This is a genomic window from Sporosarcina sp. 6E9 (genome assembly GCF_017921835.1).
Lineage (GTDB): Bacteria > Bacillota > Bacilli > Bacillales_A > Planococcaceae > Sporosarcina.
In genome coordinates this window covers 461009-476313 of the sequence record NZ_JAGEMN010000001.1, presented here as the reverse complement: position 1 = coordinate 476313, position 15305 = coordinate 461009, and the positions used below count along the sequence as shown (strand labels likewise).

Genomic DNA, 15305 nt, shown 5'->3' with positions numbered 1-15305 from the left:
TATCATTAGTATCTGAAAGTTGCCAAAGTGTAGATTCGTTTTTACATTTTGGCTATTGTGCTATATACTAGTAATTAGTTCGTTTACCGTAATAAATATAAGTTCACAAAGTTGGACTATCCAGGGAGAGATGAGAATGGTTAAAAGTTTACCGCCACGTTCAGAAGTTAAAGTAGAAGAAACTTGGAACTTGGAAGATCTATTCAAAACTGAAGAGGATTACAATGCTGCAGTCATTGAACTTGAGAATGAAGTAGACGCTTATGCTGAAAAGTTTAATGGAAAAATTACAGATGCTGAATCAGTTAATGAAGCACTAAAAGGTTATTTGGCTGTATTCGAAAAAATTGTTCCTGTGGGCACATATACAAGTCTTGCAACCAGCACTGATCAGACGAATGACGAAGCACAAATGCGTTCAAGTAAATTTAGTTCTACATCCGCAAAAGTGAATAGTAAACTATCGTTTGTTAACAGTGAGCTTCTTGAGCTACCTGTAGAAACACTTGAAAAAGCGATGGAACTTTCTCCTGACTTTAAAAACTATTTGGAGAAGTTAATCAAGAAAAAAGAATATCAACTGCATCCTGAAGTCGAAAAAACATTGGCTGCATTCTCCTCAACATTCAACGCACCTTACGGATTGTACAATACGACAAAAATGGTTGATATGTCGTTCGATGATTTTATTGTGGACGGACAAAGTTTCCCATTAAGCTACGTTTCATTTGAAGGCGACTGGGAATCCGAAACCGACACGGCTAAACGTCGAGCTGCATTCGATGCGTTTTCAAAAAAACTAAGAGACTATCAACATACAACTGCTAAAACATATGATATGCAATTGCAAACTGAAAAAACGACGGCTGATGTACGTGGCTACGACTCAGTTTTCGATTATTTATTGTTCAATCAAGAAGTCGATAAATCCATGTACGACCGCCAAATTGATTTAATTACAAAAGAACTTGCGCCGCATATGCGCAAATACGCCAATCTACTTAAAAAAGTTCATGGATTAGATAAAATGACGTTCGCGGATTTGAAGATTTCGCTTGACCCTGCTTATGAACCGAAAATCACTATTGCAGAATCCAAAAAGTATATTGACGACGCGCTTGCAATTATGGGTGCCGACTATATCAATATGGTCGACCGTTCATACGAAGAGCGTTGGATTGATTTTGCTCAGAATAAAGGAAAATCTACCGGTGCTTTCTGTTCAAGTCCTCACGGCTACCACCCGTACATCCTGATTTCTTGGACAGGCAGCATGGAAGACGTTTTCGTTCTTGCACACGAACTTGGACATGCGGGTCACTTCTACAATGCAAACCGTGAACAAAATGTATTTAATGCACGTCCGTCTATGTATTTCGTTGAAGCGCCGTCTACGATGAATGAAATGCTAGTGGCGAATCACTTACTGAAAAACTCGGATGATCCGAAATTCAAGCGTTGGGTGATTTCATCGATTGTGTCACGGACGTATTACCATAACTTTGTCACACACTTACTGGAAGCAGCTTACCAACGCAAAGTCTACGACCGCATTGACGCAGGTGGAAGCGTAAACGCGACTGTATTAAATGAATTAAAACGCGGCGTTCTAGAAGATTTCTGGGGTGATGACGTTGAAATTAACGAAGGTGCCGAGCTAACGTGGATGCGTCAGCCTCACTACTACATGGGCTTATATCCATACACGTATAGTGCGGGACTTACCATCTCTACTCAAGTATCTAAACGGATTTTGGATGAAGGTCAACCAGCTGTCGATGAGTGGCTAGAAGTTCTGAAAGCCGGCGGAACGAAATCCCCTGCCGAACTTTCACAAATGGCAGGTGTCGACATCACAACAGAAAAACCATTACGCGACACAATCGCTTATATCGGTGAATTAATCGACCAACTTGTTGAATTAACCGAAGAGATTGAGTCTGTGAAGTCCTAAATAACAACATTTAAAGAGAGCATTCCTATGCCTAATATGGCGAGTGGAGTGCTCTTTTTAACATCTCGGAAAATATTTATAGTCCCATTCCCACCAACATAGCTAATTGGAAGATAAATATTGCCAATGGAATAATCGATAAAAACGTTAACCATCTTTTTTTAGTTATAAATCCAAGCGCTAACATTACAACACCTATTATTAGCACCGCAGTAATTCCGAGCATCGTCATATTTTCTCCCCCTTCAAACTCAACTCAAACCCGAGCTGAACTGAATCCACTATTTTTACATATCCTATTTCTTTATATATTTTATTCGAAGTTGGATTCATCATATCCGTGTAGAGGACGCAAAAATCGTAATCTTTTAGAAGTTCCTTAGAGATTGTAGCTACCAGTGTCCGCGCATACCCTTTTCTACGTTTACCCTTTGGCGTGTAAACCAATGAAACTGTGACACCATGCGCTGTTGGTCGTGATTTTTTCATCATGGATACAACTTCCCCATCATCTTCCCAAAGAAACACTTCTTGTTGATCTACCATTCTTACTATACTTTTATGAATAACATTCCTCGATGGTATTGGAAGAACCGCCTCAACTGCGAATAGATAATACCATTCTTCGATCAACTCACAGTCTTCCCTGTTAGCAAAACGCCAAGAACCCGAACTTTCTTCCAACTGTTCATTTACTTGATCAAGTCGATACAATCCTTGATCCATCACAAGTTTGGTTGTCATTCCCGTTACAACTTCCCACTTTTCGGCAAAGCGATAAGCCCATGGTTTCGAACTAATTATTGACGGAAGTTCAATCTTAATATTCAACAGATTTTTGATTAATAAATCCATACTTTCTTCCAGATAATTTTCATCAACGAAAAAAAGATTTAATGGGTGCGGCGGTGTCATTTGAAATAATGCGACCACGCTATCTTCTACTTCAATTGTTGACATAAAAGCATTTTTATAATTGCCTGATTTAACACCTTGTAAAACGGCCAGAAATAGACTATTAACATCTTCCTTCTGGTTCAAAATAGGTTCAACCTTCAACGAGAATACGTTTACATCCTTATAAATCTTGAAGTCCATCGTAATCATCCCCTATGACTATAGTAAATAAAGATTACAGAACTTTTCAACTATCGTCTATAGGGAGTGGCTCCTAATTGTTTCAGTCAACAAATTAAAAAGAGCAAAGAAAAATCCTCTGCTCTACTGTAGTACAGTATTTTCACATTTCCTGAACTTCTTCATGACTAAATTGCCATTCGATTCCAAACTTGTCCTTTAGACTGCCGTAGCTCTTGCTCCAAAACGTTTCCTGAAGTTCCATGCGAACGTTACCGCCATCGGAAAGTTTACTAAATGCGGATTTGATTTCATCCTGATCATCACTGACAAACGCAAGACTGATGTTATTTCCCGCGACAAACGGCTGACCTGGAAAAACATCCGAAAACATGACGTTGCTTCCGCTAATGTTTAGTCGCGTGTGCATTACTAAATTTTTCGCTTCTTCTGGAAGTTGGTAGTCAGGGTTGGGCGGTGTTTCTCCAAAAGTCATAATTTCTGGTTTCCCTGTTTCAAATACTTCCGCATAAAATTCAACAGCTTCACGACAATTCCCATTAAAATTCAAATAAACATCTACAGCCATTTCATCACTCCTTCGAATTAATGAACTACGTACCTAATTATATCAGTTATCTGAAAAGATTAATAATTCAGCTGTACTTGGAGACCCTAAGTTATAAAAGGAGATGAAAGTCTATGTCCGATTTTTGCCCAGTAGCTTGGCCGGAAGAGCTCACTCCCGAAAATTATAGAGATTGTTGTGAATGCGGACTTTATAAACACGGAACACGAATGGTTTGGGGCGAAGGCAATCCAAATGCACCAATCATGATCATTCTAGATAATCCTGGAGCACGTGAGGATCGTGAAGGTAATTCAATTGTATGTGGGACTAGACAAACTTTGCAGGAATCGCTAAACAAAGTCGGTCTGAAAGAATCGGATGTATATGCTACCTACATTATCAAAAGAAAACCAACGCGTGCGTACGATAAAGAGCAAACGAGGAAAATTTGCATGCAACATTTGCATGAACAACTGGAAGAGAAAAAACCAAAACTAATTATTTGCCTAGGAAATGTCGCTGTTCAATCTTTCTTTGAAAACGAAGAAGTTGATGTGAAAGGCCTTCGCGGTGCATGGCATAGCGTTAAGGGGTATTCAACTACAGTGGCTTATCATCCCTTAGCTATCCGACGTCGTCCAAATTTAAAACAGCTATTTCTTCAAGACTGGGAGTTTGTTGCGGAACGTTATCGACGATTAATTTGATTATAATTTATCAATAACTTAAGTATCTAGGATTGGAGCAGACTTTGTGCGTTTATTGCTAGATGTTGTATAGTATTAGCTTGTGGAATCTATTTCAGTGAGGAGGAAGTATCTACCTCCTCATTGGAATAGATCTAAGAAGATGTAAAACAACCTATCACCAAAGACTTATTCCCCTTTATTTCGCTAACTTAAAGGGATTTCCCCACCGAATAAATACAACTTTTGCAACATTTACAATACACAGACAAATCTATAGAGTGGATTATAAGCGAATGATAACAGCTATTTAGTTAGTTATCCTTACTAACTAAAAAGAAATGTTTATCATCTATTGTACGATTTCATTTGCTAACAAAAAAATGAAAGGGGTTACAATAATGAGGAAAATATTTAATTTACTGACGTCCCTAATGTTGCTGCTGTCAATGGCCCCCCTCTCCGGGATAAACAACGCACCGGCCAGTCCAGACGTGGATTTATGGAATGCAGTAAAGCCGCTGAGTACAACCGTTACATTTCTAAATACTGGCGCACATCCAGATGATGAGCGAAGCGACTTACTCGCCTATTTATCCAGAGGGCTTGGTGTCAAATCAGCCAGTGTCATTGCCAATCGCGGTGAAGGCGGCCAGAATGAAATTGGTACAGAACTTGGCGACGGACTTGGAATCATAAGATCCAACGAAATGATTGAGGCAGCCAAAATCACTGGCGTGAAGGCTTATCATTTAAGTGAAACAACTTCAGATGCAATCTATGATTTCGGTTTTTCCAAATCACCTGAAGAAACACTAGAAAAATGGGGAGAAGAAATAACTTATGAACGATTAATTAGATTCATCAGAACGTATCAACCGGATATTGTGATGCCATCCTTCCGCGATGTCGATAATCAGCATGGACATCATCGCGCAATGACAATATTAAGTGAACGAACCTTTGAAGACGCTGCGGATCCATCCGTCTTCCCAGAACAGTTAACTGAAGGGTTAGCCGTCTGGCAAATCAAGAAGGTTTATCTGCCGGCAGAATCGGAAGACACTGCCACAACATCTATTGAAATTGGCGATTATGATCCAATCTATCAAATGACTTACCCACAACTTGGGGAAGCATCGAGGTACTTGCATAAGAGTCAAGGAATGGGTAGAGATCTTCCTGCGGAACCTAGACAAGCACATCTAGAACTCATCAAGGATTCGGTTGATGCCAAGAGCAATGAGCTCTTCGCAGGTATTCCCTATGACTTGAATGATTGGGCACAACTTGTTCCAAAAAATAATTTACGTGTTCATTTACAAAAACTACAAAATAAACTGGATGGTATTATTGACCTTTATCCTGAACGCAATTTGATTTTATTCGAATCGCAAAAGGCTTTAAAAGATATTCGTAAGCTAATCGCAGATACGAATAAGGCAAAAATGGATGCATCACTGAAAAATGACTTACTTCATAAACTTGCATTGAAAGAAGAACAGTTACAGGAAGTCAGCTTTGTTTCTTCAAGCTTGAAAGTTGAAACGACAATTAATTCAGACGTATTGACTCGAGGAGAAAGTACGAATGTCAGTATGACAATCACAAACGAAGGTGGCGATATGATTAAGCATATCGAACCCACGCTCTTGGCACCTAAAAAGTGGAAGATTAGTACAAAGGATAAAATAAAGCATTTAAAACCGAATGAGTCAAAAACAATCACTTTTAATGTGACAGTACCAAACGATGAAGAATATTTCCATCCATATAACGAATCAAGTCTTCAATCCAAAATCACGTTTAAAGAAAATGGAACTAAAGCCGAAAGCATTATGGAGCTTGATAACACAGTGGCCGTGCTTCCAGAAATTAGCCTTTCATCCAATCCAGTCAACTTGATGATTAATACGGCTGATGTACAAGAACAGGTTCCTGTAACCGTAAGCGTCAAGAATTATTCCAAAGGAGAAAATATTGCATCTGTTTCTCTTAACCTACCTGATGGATGGACAAGCAATCCAGAGCAAATTGATGTCAGCTTTTCAGAACGTTTCGACGAAAAAGAAATAGATTTTATTATCCACCCTGCCCGGCAGGTTGAAGAAGGTAATTTTTCTATCGATGTCCTTGCAACATCTCATGGAAAAACATTCGATAACACTGTACAGGAAATTAAGTATAACCATATAAATGATGCTTATTTCCTTTATTCTTCAGCTATTAATGGCGTTGCATTCGAACTATTGAAACCGGATAATCTGAAAGTAGGTTATATCGAAAGTGGATTTGATACAATTGCAGACGATTTAATAAATGCAGGAGTTGACATAACTAAACTAACTGAGGCAGATCTTGCTTCAGCAGATTTATCTGTATATGACTCGATTGTCACCGGAATCAGAGCCAATCTATCGCGGGCAGACCTTGTCCAAAATAATGAACGATTGCATGAATACGTAGAGAACGGTGGACATCTGGTTGTTCAATACCATAAACCTGGCGATAACTGGGATAAACAGACAACTGCTCCGTATCCACTAGAAATTGGAACGCCGTCAATCCGTTGGCGCGTAACCGATGAAAACGCCGAAGTGACCATGACACAGCCAGAACATAAGCTGTTCAACTATCCGAATAACATTACAAACAGTGATTGGGATAATTGGGTACAAGAACGCGGACTCTACTTCCCGATGAATTGGGATGAGCGTTATGAAACATTTGTGAGCATGGCCGACCCAGGCGAAGATCCATTCACAAGTGGTATTTTAATGGCTGAGTACGGTGAAGGTACCTACCTTTACACAAACCTGGTCTTCTATCGTCAAATCGATAATCAAGTCCCTGGCGGCTACCGAATTTTCACGAATTTAATCAGCTATGGGATGGAAGAGAACTAAGTATATCGAGTCTAACTTGTTCAGTTGAGTGGTACAAAAACTAAATTAGACACACAAAAGAGTCCATTTGAATTGGACTCTTTACTTTTGCCTATATATCAACGTTTGTGAATGATACCTATTTTGGACATCATATTAACTTTCTACATAAGTAATGCTTCGTTCAGCAAACTCTAGTACTTCTTCTGAAATCGAAAATAGCCCTGTTTCCTCGGATGGTAGTTTTCTAATCTCCCAGAATTTCTCCATTAATTTCGTATCTCCCTGGAAAGTGTCATTTGACAATTCAATCAATTTTGAAGCGATTTCAAATCCTTCGTCTGATTCAGGCTTAATACTTCGTTCCAAACACCATTCAATTCGACGCAACAAAGACACATATTGCTGTGTTGCCTCATCATTATTGCTGAGATTTGGAATCGTCTTTTGTAAGAACTCCTGTTCATCATCATGAAAATAGTCAATCCATTTTTTAGAACTATTTTTTTGTGATTGATGAATAAGTTCATTAACACGCTCCCAAGATAATGTTTCTTCCAAATCTATCATATTGATTAATGAAGTTGTATTAGAGATGCTTTTTTGTAGTATCAAGTGTTGTTCTTGCAGGTAATTATAGTGAGAAATCAGGATTTGTTTATATGTAAGCTTTTCCAACACTTCACGAATATCCCCCAATGGAAGTGAAAGAGATTTTAGAATGATTATTTTTTCTAGTTTAAATAAGTCATCTTCAGAATAAAATCTTTTTCCGTTATCATCCCTGAAACTTGGTGTAAGAAGATTAATCTGATCATAATAGCGAAGTGTACGAACGGAAATGTTTCGCTGTTTAGAAATCTCTCCAGTAGTCCATTTTTTCATTTCATTCCCCCTAAAAATAATACTTGCAGGTGACGTAACGTCATCTATTATATTTGAATTATATCATATATAGGAAGAGGGAAGATTAATGGAAATAAATCAAGTAAACTGGAGAAAAAATGACAGTTGGGGTATGAAAGAGTTTATTTTGTTAATGTTGCTTGAGTTTGTATTTATAATTGGATTTATCAAGTTTTTTGTTCAACCGGTTTTTTCCCGATGGTTTGATAATGATCTATATGCTGGAACATTAATGGGATTAACGATGGCAATCATTCTAATCTCGGGTGTATATTTTATTGCTCTTCGTCCGAAAAAACTTTCTTGGGCTGAAGTGGGGATAAAATCATTCACTGTGAAGGATTGGAAACTCATTGTTTTATACTCGATTATCATAATGGTTGGTGTTGTATTCATTACAGTGCTCACTAGTTTTTTTGGGAATACGTGGGAGAATAGTAAAACGGAGGCAATGCAGCAAGACGTTTCTTTCTTTAAAGTTCTTATTGCTATTATCTCTGCAGCAATTATCTCTCCGATATACGAAGAGATTTTTTATCGAGGTTTCTTGTTTCGTTGGTTTCGTACACGCGTAGGATTGATTGGATCTATTTTATTTAGCTCATTAATTTTTTCAATTGTTCATATTCCAACATATAATGTAATTCCAGTAGCCTTTTTTAGTGGTGTCATCTTTGCTTTAGCATATGAACGAACAAACTCAATCTGGCCTTCCGTTATTATCCACGGATTAACGAACGGAATTATGGTTTTGTTAACGATTACGGGATAAAGATACTATTATGAAAAGCCTAAATTAAACACACGATTAGAGTCCAAATTCACGTACGAATTGGACTTTTTCCTTTTACCTATGTAACCAGGATTACAAGTTCTATTGTAGGTCTGCTAATGTATATTGTATGTCAAAACACAATAATACATTTCGCTACCCCAATAAAAAAGGACTATAAGGCCCTTTTTCACTTTTACTATTCCATTAATGCACCCGATTGGTGAACATTGGTTATGGCTATAATTCTCATTTTAACACATCAAAAACCTTGTTTTCACCATATTCATACTGACAAATAACGATTTGCAGATTTTTCATATTCCAGTCTAGAGAGCGTAGATAGATAAACGAATTACCCAATTCTACAATTTTGTCACCCGTAAGATATTGTAAATCGAAATATTTATCGTATTGCTTATTGTAACCAGGTGTCTCGATATTTATAGGACTATACAAGCTTGATGGCTGTTGTGTTGTTTTTTTGATTACTCTCGTACTAATATTGTATTGATGAGTATATATAAATTCATTAAACATATCATCATTTCCAATAAAGATTGTTGTACCATCTTGCGATACAGATGCCAACATCTTTGTAATGCCATGTGACTTAATTTGCTCATACGATATGCGATTTGTAACTATTGAATCTTGCATATTATATACGACTACTCCAAATGCACCCTGCATAACCGCTATTTTGTTATCGGCATATAAAAGTCTGGGCATTTCAGAACCAATATTCATTTGTTCAATGTCAGACATGTCTACCGCTAACTTTTCACCCTCGGGTACAATGAAATTTTCATTACCAGAACCTTGTCTAGCAAGTTCGTTGTCTATACCCACAATTGGACCTTTTAGAAAAGATAAGCTTAATATGAAAAAAATAATCGCAGCAGAAGCCAAAACTGTCCAATATAACGGATTAAACTTTCTTGATTTATGATAACCCTGATGAATTCTCAGATGAATCCTTTCGCTTTCTTCAGTCGAAAATTCAACATTTTCATCCAAATAACTTTTCACTTTATCTGATATCTTCTTATCAAAGTTATTCAAGTTGACTACCCCTTTCAAGTTTACTTTGAAGAGTTACTTTTCCGCGTAACAGTCTTGATTTAACCGTATTTATACTAATATTTAGGACTTCACTAATTTCCCTCATATTCATTTCCTGATAGTAATAAAGAATGAGAACTTCTTTGTATTTTCCTGAAAGACTAGCGATTTGTTCTATAACTTCACTGGAATGTTGTTGCTTAAAATACACATTTTCGGACGATTGACTTGTATTCGATGGATAAATTTCTGGTTTATAAATTAGGTTCTTAATGCTCCATCGCTTACGATGATCTTTACATTTATTGATTGTGATTCGAATAAGCCAAGTCTTATAACTGGCTTCATGCCGAAACTTGGATAAGTTTTCATAACATGTTATAAAAACTTCCTGAATTATATCTTCACATTCAACTTGATCGTTTACATACAAATAAGCAATCCGTTTTAACTCCGATCCATACTTCAGCATTAACTGATGCAAAAGGACATCTTTAGTAATTTCTAATTCATTACTATGGTGAATAAACACTGCTTCCCCCTCCCTTCAAAAGATTAGACGATTGTAAAGATGGCATTGACCCGTTTCTTCTATTGATCTTTCTTTTATCGTAACCTAACTAGTTTACTGAAGACAAAAAACGCCATGTTTGTTTTCTTTTTCGAAAACAACACGGCGTATTAATTTGCTTATGGTAATGCTTTTACATACCGTTTTGCTCTTTCATAAATGCGACAAACTGGATTACCGAAATTGATTTGGCAAGTATTGTTATATCGGAAACATACCCAAATCTGGAATAAGTAATTAACGATTAGCGTTTTTGTTAATTCAGCTATCCTTCTTAGACTTCCAGTTATTTTCACTTTATTATTTCGAACATCCACAATTACAGATAAATATTCTTTTCCATCATATTTTACTAAACCCGTGACTAGCTTTTTCTCTAAATCTATATTTATATATTCGGGTACAATCCTTAATGGTGCAATAGTAGTCAAACCTACCGAACTATGTTTTGATTTCCATCTAATCATAGAGTTAAGATAATTAACGACTTTTTCGAATTTAGATATCATTTTACTCCCCTAACTAAAAAGGATTATTTTATTACGCCTAAGTTAATGGGCTTATATAGTAATAGAGAACAGATCCTTCTTCTAGAATCGCACCCGCGCGCTGAAAAGTTTTCATAGATTTTCATCTTTTCGTTTGGACCTTTTATTAGAATAAACAATTAGAAATAAAACAACTGTCAGTGTAATAAGATATTTAATGAATTGAACTACATCTTCTTCCAACACACTATAATAGGCAAATAATAAAACAGCAATAATGCCAACAATTCTAAGTGTGAGATAGAATGTTTTTTTATTCAAATCCTCCACGCCTTTCTTCAAAATGAGTTATTGTTCCAATATCCTTTTTAACTCATTCGTTTGTTCCATGGTAAGAGCAGTATAAATATCGGCACCATCACTGTATAAAATTGAGCTAGCATCATCTTGATACCAAACATATCTTTGTATTTCAGATATACTTTCTTTGAGTCTGTTAAGTGAGAAGAAAGTGTCTGCTACTTCCCCTAAGTCTTTTGGTTCTTCAATATTAACTTCATCTTTAATGATTTCTCTTAATGCCTCAATTGATGCTGAATCTGTGATGTCACTATGAATTTTGACTCCTTCGATTCCATTTTCATTAAAAGGAGTACCCACTCTAAGAACCTCTTCTTTTGTACACCCAACGACCAATACCGACAATATTAATACGAAAAAAATAAAAAATAGCTTTTTAATTTAAATTACCTTCTCTCAATAAATACTTGTAATCAGCTGACAATTCACGATTCTTTTAGTTTTCCCCTTTAAAATGAAATAAGGAAGAACTACCAATTTACTTATTTGATTAAATGGTCCTATTTTTGAATACACGTATATCATATGCTTGGAGCGGAATACGACCGACTCCATAGGGATCAGCGTGCGCCTGGAGCGCAAAGCAACATTTTACAGACTGCATAATGGGCCGTTTATTGAACATTAAATATATACTTAACTTACTGCTATCATATCATAATTACCATAAAACTCCTTTTAAATATAAAAAAAGCACCGCTATTTGCGATGCTTATCGTTGTTCTAAACTAATGTTATTTAGCTTGTTAATTCATATAAAAACCTTAGCGGCTTTTTTTTACGATAGCTTATTTCATTCCAGTCAAAGTAATTCCTGATATGATATGGCGTTGTAAAAGAATAAACACGAGGATTAATGGAATAACCGCAATAGTTGAACCTGTCATGATTAAATGCCACTGCGACTCCGCTTCTCCCGATGAGAAGAACGATAAGCCGACAGGCAGCGTTCGGAGTGCCTCAGACTCGATAACGATCAACGGCCATAGGAATGCATTCCAGTTGCCTAGAAATGTAAAAATACTTAAAGCAGCGAGTGCTGGCCAAACCTGTGGAATGGCAATCTTGAAAAATATCATAAATTCATTCATACCGTCAATCCGAGCCGCGTTCAACAAGTCATCGGGTATCTGCTCCATGAATTGTCTCATTAGAAATACACCGAAACCAGTCATTAACCCCGGAAACAAGATTCCCCAGTACGAATCCGTCCATCCGAAATCCGAACTCATCATATACCACGGAATAATAAGCATTTCCGTCGGAACCATTAATGTACTCAAGATAAGAATGAACAACACGCCACGACCTACAAAGGAGAACTTGGCGATGATATAACCGACGAGCGTATCAAAAAACGCTACACTTATCGTCGTGACTGTTGCGATTATCAAGCTATTCACAAACCACTTAGCAAACAAACTTTCTTCCATAACTTTAATATAGTTACTGAAGGTGATATTTTCCGGTATAATATCCAGACTAAAGATATCAATCGGTGACTTCAATGAGGTAGAAACCATCCAAACAAAGGGAAATAGCATAATAATGGAACCGAGTATCAAAGCTAGGTATGTTAAAATCTTTCCAAGTTTCATTCTTCTGCATCCTCCTCTCTAGTAATCAAATTTCCTAGTCAGGACCTTCATTTGGAATAAGGTCAGGGCTAAAATGAATAGAAACAGCAGTACGGTCGCTGCCGAAGCAAGTCCCATATCAAACTTCCGGAATGCCAATTGATAGATATATACCACAACTGTCATTGTGGAATTCAAGGGGCCACCAGTGCCATCTGAACTCATATTGATGACTTGGGTAAAGGATACTTGAATGAAGTTGATACTTCCTATTACTGCCGAGAATACAATTGTGGGATTTAACAGCGGAACCGTCACATGCCAAAACTTTTGCCAAGGACTTGCACCGTCAATCTCTGCAGCCTCATAAAGCATCTTGGGTATATTCTCCAAACCAGCTAAAAACAGAACCATTTGAAAGCCTAAAGCCTGCCAAATCATCGCGCCGATGATGACGTATATTGCCTGATCCGGCGAGTTCAAAAATGGTTGTGGTGATAAACCGATTTTGATTAATAAATCATTGATAATTCCATTTTTCATCAATATCCACTGAAAAACCCAGCTGATTGCAACGATACTAGTTACATAGGGGATAAAATAGATGACCCTGAAAAACCCTACGAAACGATTTATTTTATGTAGTAATAGCGCAACGATAATTCCAAAAAATAATTGCCCCGAAACACCTATCACAATATAAATCAATGTGTTCACTGCAGATTTGATGAAAACTTTGTCCTGTATTAATGCCTGGTAATTTTGAAGTCCAATAAATGGTTTTGCTCCGGTCGCCAACAAATTCCAATCCCGAAAACCCACGTTAAATGTGAATAACGTAGGAAGAATGCGAATGCCAAGAAAAAATAGTATTGGAAGCAACAGGCAAGTGTAGACAAAAAGATATTTTTGATACTTTACATTTCCTCTGAACTTCTGTATCAACGATGTCTTATCCACTTTCTTGCTCGATGCAGAATGATTCTCCTTCATTTCGCACCTCCTGATAGTTGATAGAACCAAAGGCTATAAAAGCCTTTGGTTCTTATTTTTTACTTATCGCTCCAATATTTTTCGTGCAGTTTCTTTGTCTCTTCTACTAATTCTTTATAAGCTTCTTCTACGTCCATGTCCTTCAGCAATACTTTGTCTGCTGCGTCGATGACAAGTTGGCGTTCTTCAGTTTCATCTACAAAGAAATGCGCATTTGCAAATGGTAATGAGTTGATAAATTCCCCGTAAACTTCATCGTTGACATATTTATCCTGCATTGCAACCGCTTCTTTTGCTGGTAGTTCACCAGTTGCATCAATCCATTTTTCCATCGTTTCTTTGCTTGTTAGGAATTTCAGGAATTTAGTTGCTGCTTCTAGTCTTTCCCCTTCAACTTTCGAAGTAATTCCATTCGTCCAGAATGATGCGTTGGTCGATTGCTCTTTATTTCCAGGAAGTGGCGCTACAGCGTAATTCAGGTCTGGTGCATCACTTTTAATGGTACCGATACGGAAAGAACCATCAACATTCATTGCTGCTTTTTCTGTCAGAAAAGCTGTTACATCATCTGTATAGAAACCAACTTCAGATGTACCCAAATCAGTTGGAAAGCTCAACCAGTATTTAAATGCTTCTAGACCAGCAGGATCGTCTCCCCAAACAACCGATTTCTTGTCCGCGCTTAATACTTCTCCACCGGCCTGGCGTGTTAAACCGTCGCGTAGCCACTGATGCCCTTGCTGTGAAGGTTCCCAAGCCATTCCAGATTGCTCAATTCGTCCACTGCCATCAGCTTTCGTTAATTTGTCAGCATATTCCTGCAACTCATCCCAATCTTTAGGCGGAGAGTTTGGATCTAGTCCAGCCTCTTCAAAAAGATCCTTGTTGTAAAATAATGCTAGTGTTCTTACTGCGGTAGGAATTGTCCAATATTCACCGTCAAGCTTTGTCGCTTCAACTAACGGGAAAAACTCACTTTCAATTTCTTCATGTGGGAATGCGTCTTGTGGTAGAGGCTGTAAATATCCAGAATCAACATACTTAGGAACCCATCCGTAGAATAGGTTGATGACATCAGGACCTTTCCCCGCCGGTACTTGCGCAGCTACTTTTTCGTTATATTGATCATACGGAAAATTAGTCTGCTTTACTTTAATACCAGGGTTATCCGCTTCGAATTCCTCAATTAGCTCGTCCATCAATTTAACCTTTGCGTCAAATGCGTATTGCCAATAATCCAATACGATTTCCTCGCCCGCCCCTTCCTTATCTTTTGAGTCTTTGTCAGTTGAATCTTTGTCATCTGAGCAAGCAACCATCAATACGGATAACAATCCAAGTGCCACTATACCGAGCCACCATTTTTTCACCACTGTAAATCCCCCTTTTTATTAAATTAT

Annotated in this window: 16 protein-coding genes; 4 read left to right on the top strand and 12 right to left on the bottom strand. The window is 37.5% G+C overall.

Annotated elements, in window-relative coordinates:
- Window positions 1-136 precede the first annotated feature (136 nt).
- Window positions 137-1954, top strand: a complete 1818-nt coding sequence (gene pepF, locus J4G36_RS02560; protein ID WP_210468411.1) for an oligoendopeptidase F — start codon at window positions 137-139, stop codon at window positions 1952-1954.
- 76 nt (window positions 1955-2030) lie between these two features.
- Here the strand turns inward: pepF and J4G36_RS02555 are convergent, their stop codons facing one another.
- From J4G36_RS02555 to J4G36_RS02545, 3 genes are all read right to left on the bottom strand, one after another.
- Entirely contained in the window at window positions 2031-2186 is a 156-nt protein-coding gene (locus tag J4G36_RS02555; RefSeq protein WP_210468409.1) for a hypothetical protein, read from the bottom strand.
- Window positions 2183-3052 carry a GNAT family N-acetyltransferase gene (locus J4G36_RS02550; protein ID WP_210468407.1) on the bottom strand — a complete coding sequence of 290 codons (870 nt, stop codon included), beginning with the start codon at window positions 3050-3052 and terminating at the stop codon, window positions 2183-2185. Before J4G36_RS02550 ends, J4G36_RS02555 begins: the two co-directional genes overlap by 4 nt.
- Window positions 3053-3194: 142 nt before the next feature.
- Window positions 3195-3620, bottom strand: a complete 426-nt coding sequence (locus J4G36_RS02545) for a VOC family protein (protein ID WP_210468405.1) — start codon at window positions 3618-3620, stop codon at window positions 3195-3197.
- A gap of 113 nt (window positions 3621-3733) precedes the next feature.
- Here J4G36_RS02545 and J4G36_RS02540 point away from each other — a divergent pair, with 113 nt between their 5' ends.
- Both J4G36_RS02540 and J4G36_RS02535 read left to right on the top strand, forming a co-directional pair.
- The gene (locus J4G36_RS02540; RefSeq protein WP_210468403.1) at window positions 3734-4309 is read left to right on the top strand and encodes a uracil-DNA glycosylase; all 576 of its coding nucleotides are present in this window, start codon (window positions 3734-3736) and stop codon (window positions 4307-4309) included.
- A 380-nt stretch (window positions 4310-4689) separates the two neighbouring features.
- Entirely contained in the window at window positions 4690-7194 is a 2505-nt protein-coding gene (locus J4G36_RS02535; RefSeq protein ID WP_210468401.1) for a PIG-L family deacetylase, read from the top strand.
- A gap of 135 nt (window positions 7195-7329) precedes the next feature.
- Here J4G36_RS02535 and J4G36_RS02530 read toward each other — a convergent pair whose 3' ends face one another.
- Window positions 7330-8058, bottom strand: a complete 729-nt coding sequence (locus tag J4G36_RS02530; RefSeq protein WP_210468399.1) for a MerR family transcriptional regulator — start codon at window positions 8056-8058, stop codon at window positions 7330-7332.
- Between the two features lie 88 nt (window positions 8059-8146).
- Between J4G36_RS02530 and J4G36_RS02525 the strand changes: the two genes are divergently transcribed.
- Window positions 8147-8851, top strand: coding sequence for a CPBP family intramembrane glutamic endopeptidase (locus J4G36_RS02525; protein ID WP_210468397.1), 705 nt, complete (start codon window positions 8147-8149; stop codon window positions 8849-8851).
- 249 nt (window positions 8852-9100) lie between these two features.
- On the opposite strand, the gene J4G36_RS02520 is transcribed toward J4G36_RS02525, so the two are convergent.
- The 8 genes from J4G36_RS02520 to J4G36_RS02485 form a co-directional block, all read right to left on the bottom strand.
- Window positions 9101-9916, bottom strand: a complete 816-nt coding sequence (locus tag J4G36_RS02520; protein ID WP_210468395.1) for a hypothetical protein — start codon at window positions 9914-9916, stop codon at window positions 9101-9103.
- Entirely contained in the window at window positions 9909-10448 is a 540-nt protein-coding gene (locus J4G36_RS02515) for an RNA polymerase sigma factor (protein ID WP_210468393.1), read from the bottom strand. Before J4G36_RS02515 ends, J4G36_RS02520 begins: the two co-directional genes overlap by 8 nt.
- A gap of 158 nt (window positions 10449-10606) precedes the next feature.
- Window positions 10607-10954: a hypothetical protein gene (locus J4G36_RS02510; RefSeq protein ID WP_210468391.1), complete on the bottom strand. Its 348-nt coding sequence runs from the start codon at window positions 10952-10954 to the stop codon at window positions 10607-10609.
- Between the two features lie 153 nt (window positions 10955-11107).
- Window positions 11108-11317 (bottom strand): hypothetical protein, encoded by a 210-nt coding sequence (locus J4G36_RS02505; RefSeq protein WP_210468389.1) that lies wholly within the window; start codon window positions 11315-11317, stop codon window positions 11108-11110.
- A gap of 6 nt (window positions 11318-11323) precedes the next feature.
- Entirely contained in the window at window positions 11324-11635 is a 312-nt protein-coding gene (locus J4G36_RS02500) for a hypothetical protein (protein WP_210468388.1), read from the bottom strand.
- 488 nt (window positions 11636-12123) lie between these two features.
- On the bottom strand, window positions 12124-12933 hold the full coding sequence (locus J4G36_RS02495; protein WP_210468387.1) for a carbohydrate ABC transporter permease: 810 nt from the start codon (window positions 12931-12933) through the stop codon (window positions 12124-12126).
- An 18-nt stretch (window positions 12934-12951) separates the two neighbouring features.
- A complete protein-coding gene (locus tag J4G36_RS02490; protein WP_210468386.1) occupies window positions 12952-13905 on the bottom strand; it encodes a carbohydrate ABC transporter permease in 954 nt (317 codons plus the stop codon).
- 59 nt (window positions 13906-13964) lie between these two features.
- Window positions 13965-15278: a sugar ABC transporter substrate-binding protein gene (locus J4G36_RS02485; protein ID WP_368668711.1), complete on the bottom strand. Its 1314-nt coding sequence runs from the start codon at window positions 15276-15278 to the stop codon at window positions 13965-13967.
- Window positions 15279-15305 lie beyond the last annotated feature (27 nt).

Bases quoted from the DNA above. Each gene is read 5' to 3' on its own strand.
- J4G36_RS02530 (WP_210468399.1), bottom strand. From the start codon at position 8,058: ATGAAAAAATGGACTACTGGAGAGATTTCTAAACAGCGAAACATTTCC.
- J4G36_RS02490 (WP_210468386.1), bottom strand. From the start codon at position 13,905: ATGAAGGAGAATCATTCTGCATCGAGCAAGAAAGTGGATAAGACATCG.
- J4G36_RS02495 (WP_210468387.1), bottom strand. From the start codon at position 12,933: ATGAAACTTGGAAAGATTTTAACATACCTAGCTTTGATACTCGGTTCC.
- J4G36_RS02545 (WP_210468405.1), bottom strand. From the start codon at position 3,620: ATGGCTGTAGATGTTTATTTGAATTTTAATGGGAATTGTCGTGAAGCT.
- J4G36_RS02535 (WP_210468401.1), top strand. From the start codon at position 4,690: ATGAGGAAAATATTTAATTTACTGACGTCCCTAATGTTGCTGCTGTCA.
- J4G36_RS02510 (WP_210468391.1), bottom strand. From the start codon at position 10,954: ATGATTAGATGGAAATCAAAACATAGTTCGGTAGGTTTGACTACTATT.
- J4G36_RS02550 (WP_210468407.1), bottom strand. From the start codon at position 3,052: ATGGACTTCAAGATTTATAAGGATGTAAACGTATTCTCGTTGAAGGTT.
- J4G36_RS02555 (WP_210468409.1), bottom strand. From the start codon at position 2,186: ATGACGATGCTCGGAATTACTGCGGTGCTAATAATAGGTGTTGTAATG.
- J4G36_RS02525 (WP_210468397.1), top strand. From the start codon at position 8,147: ATGGAAATAAATCAAGTAAACTGGAGAAAAAATGACAGTTGGGGTATG.
- pepF (WP_210468411.1), top strand. From the start codon at position 137: ATGGTTAAAAGTTTACCGCCACGTTCAGAAGTTAAAGTAGAAGAAACT.
- J4G36_RS02540 (WP_210468403.1), top strand. From the start codon at position 3,734: ATGTCCGATTTTTGCCCAGTAGCTTGGCCGGAAGAGCTCACTCCCGAA.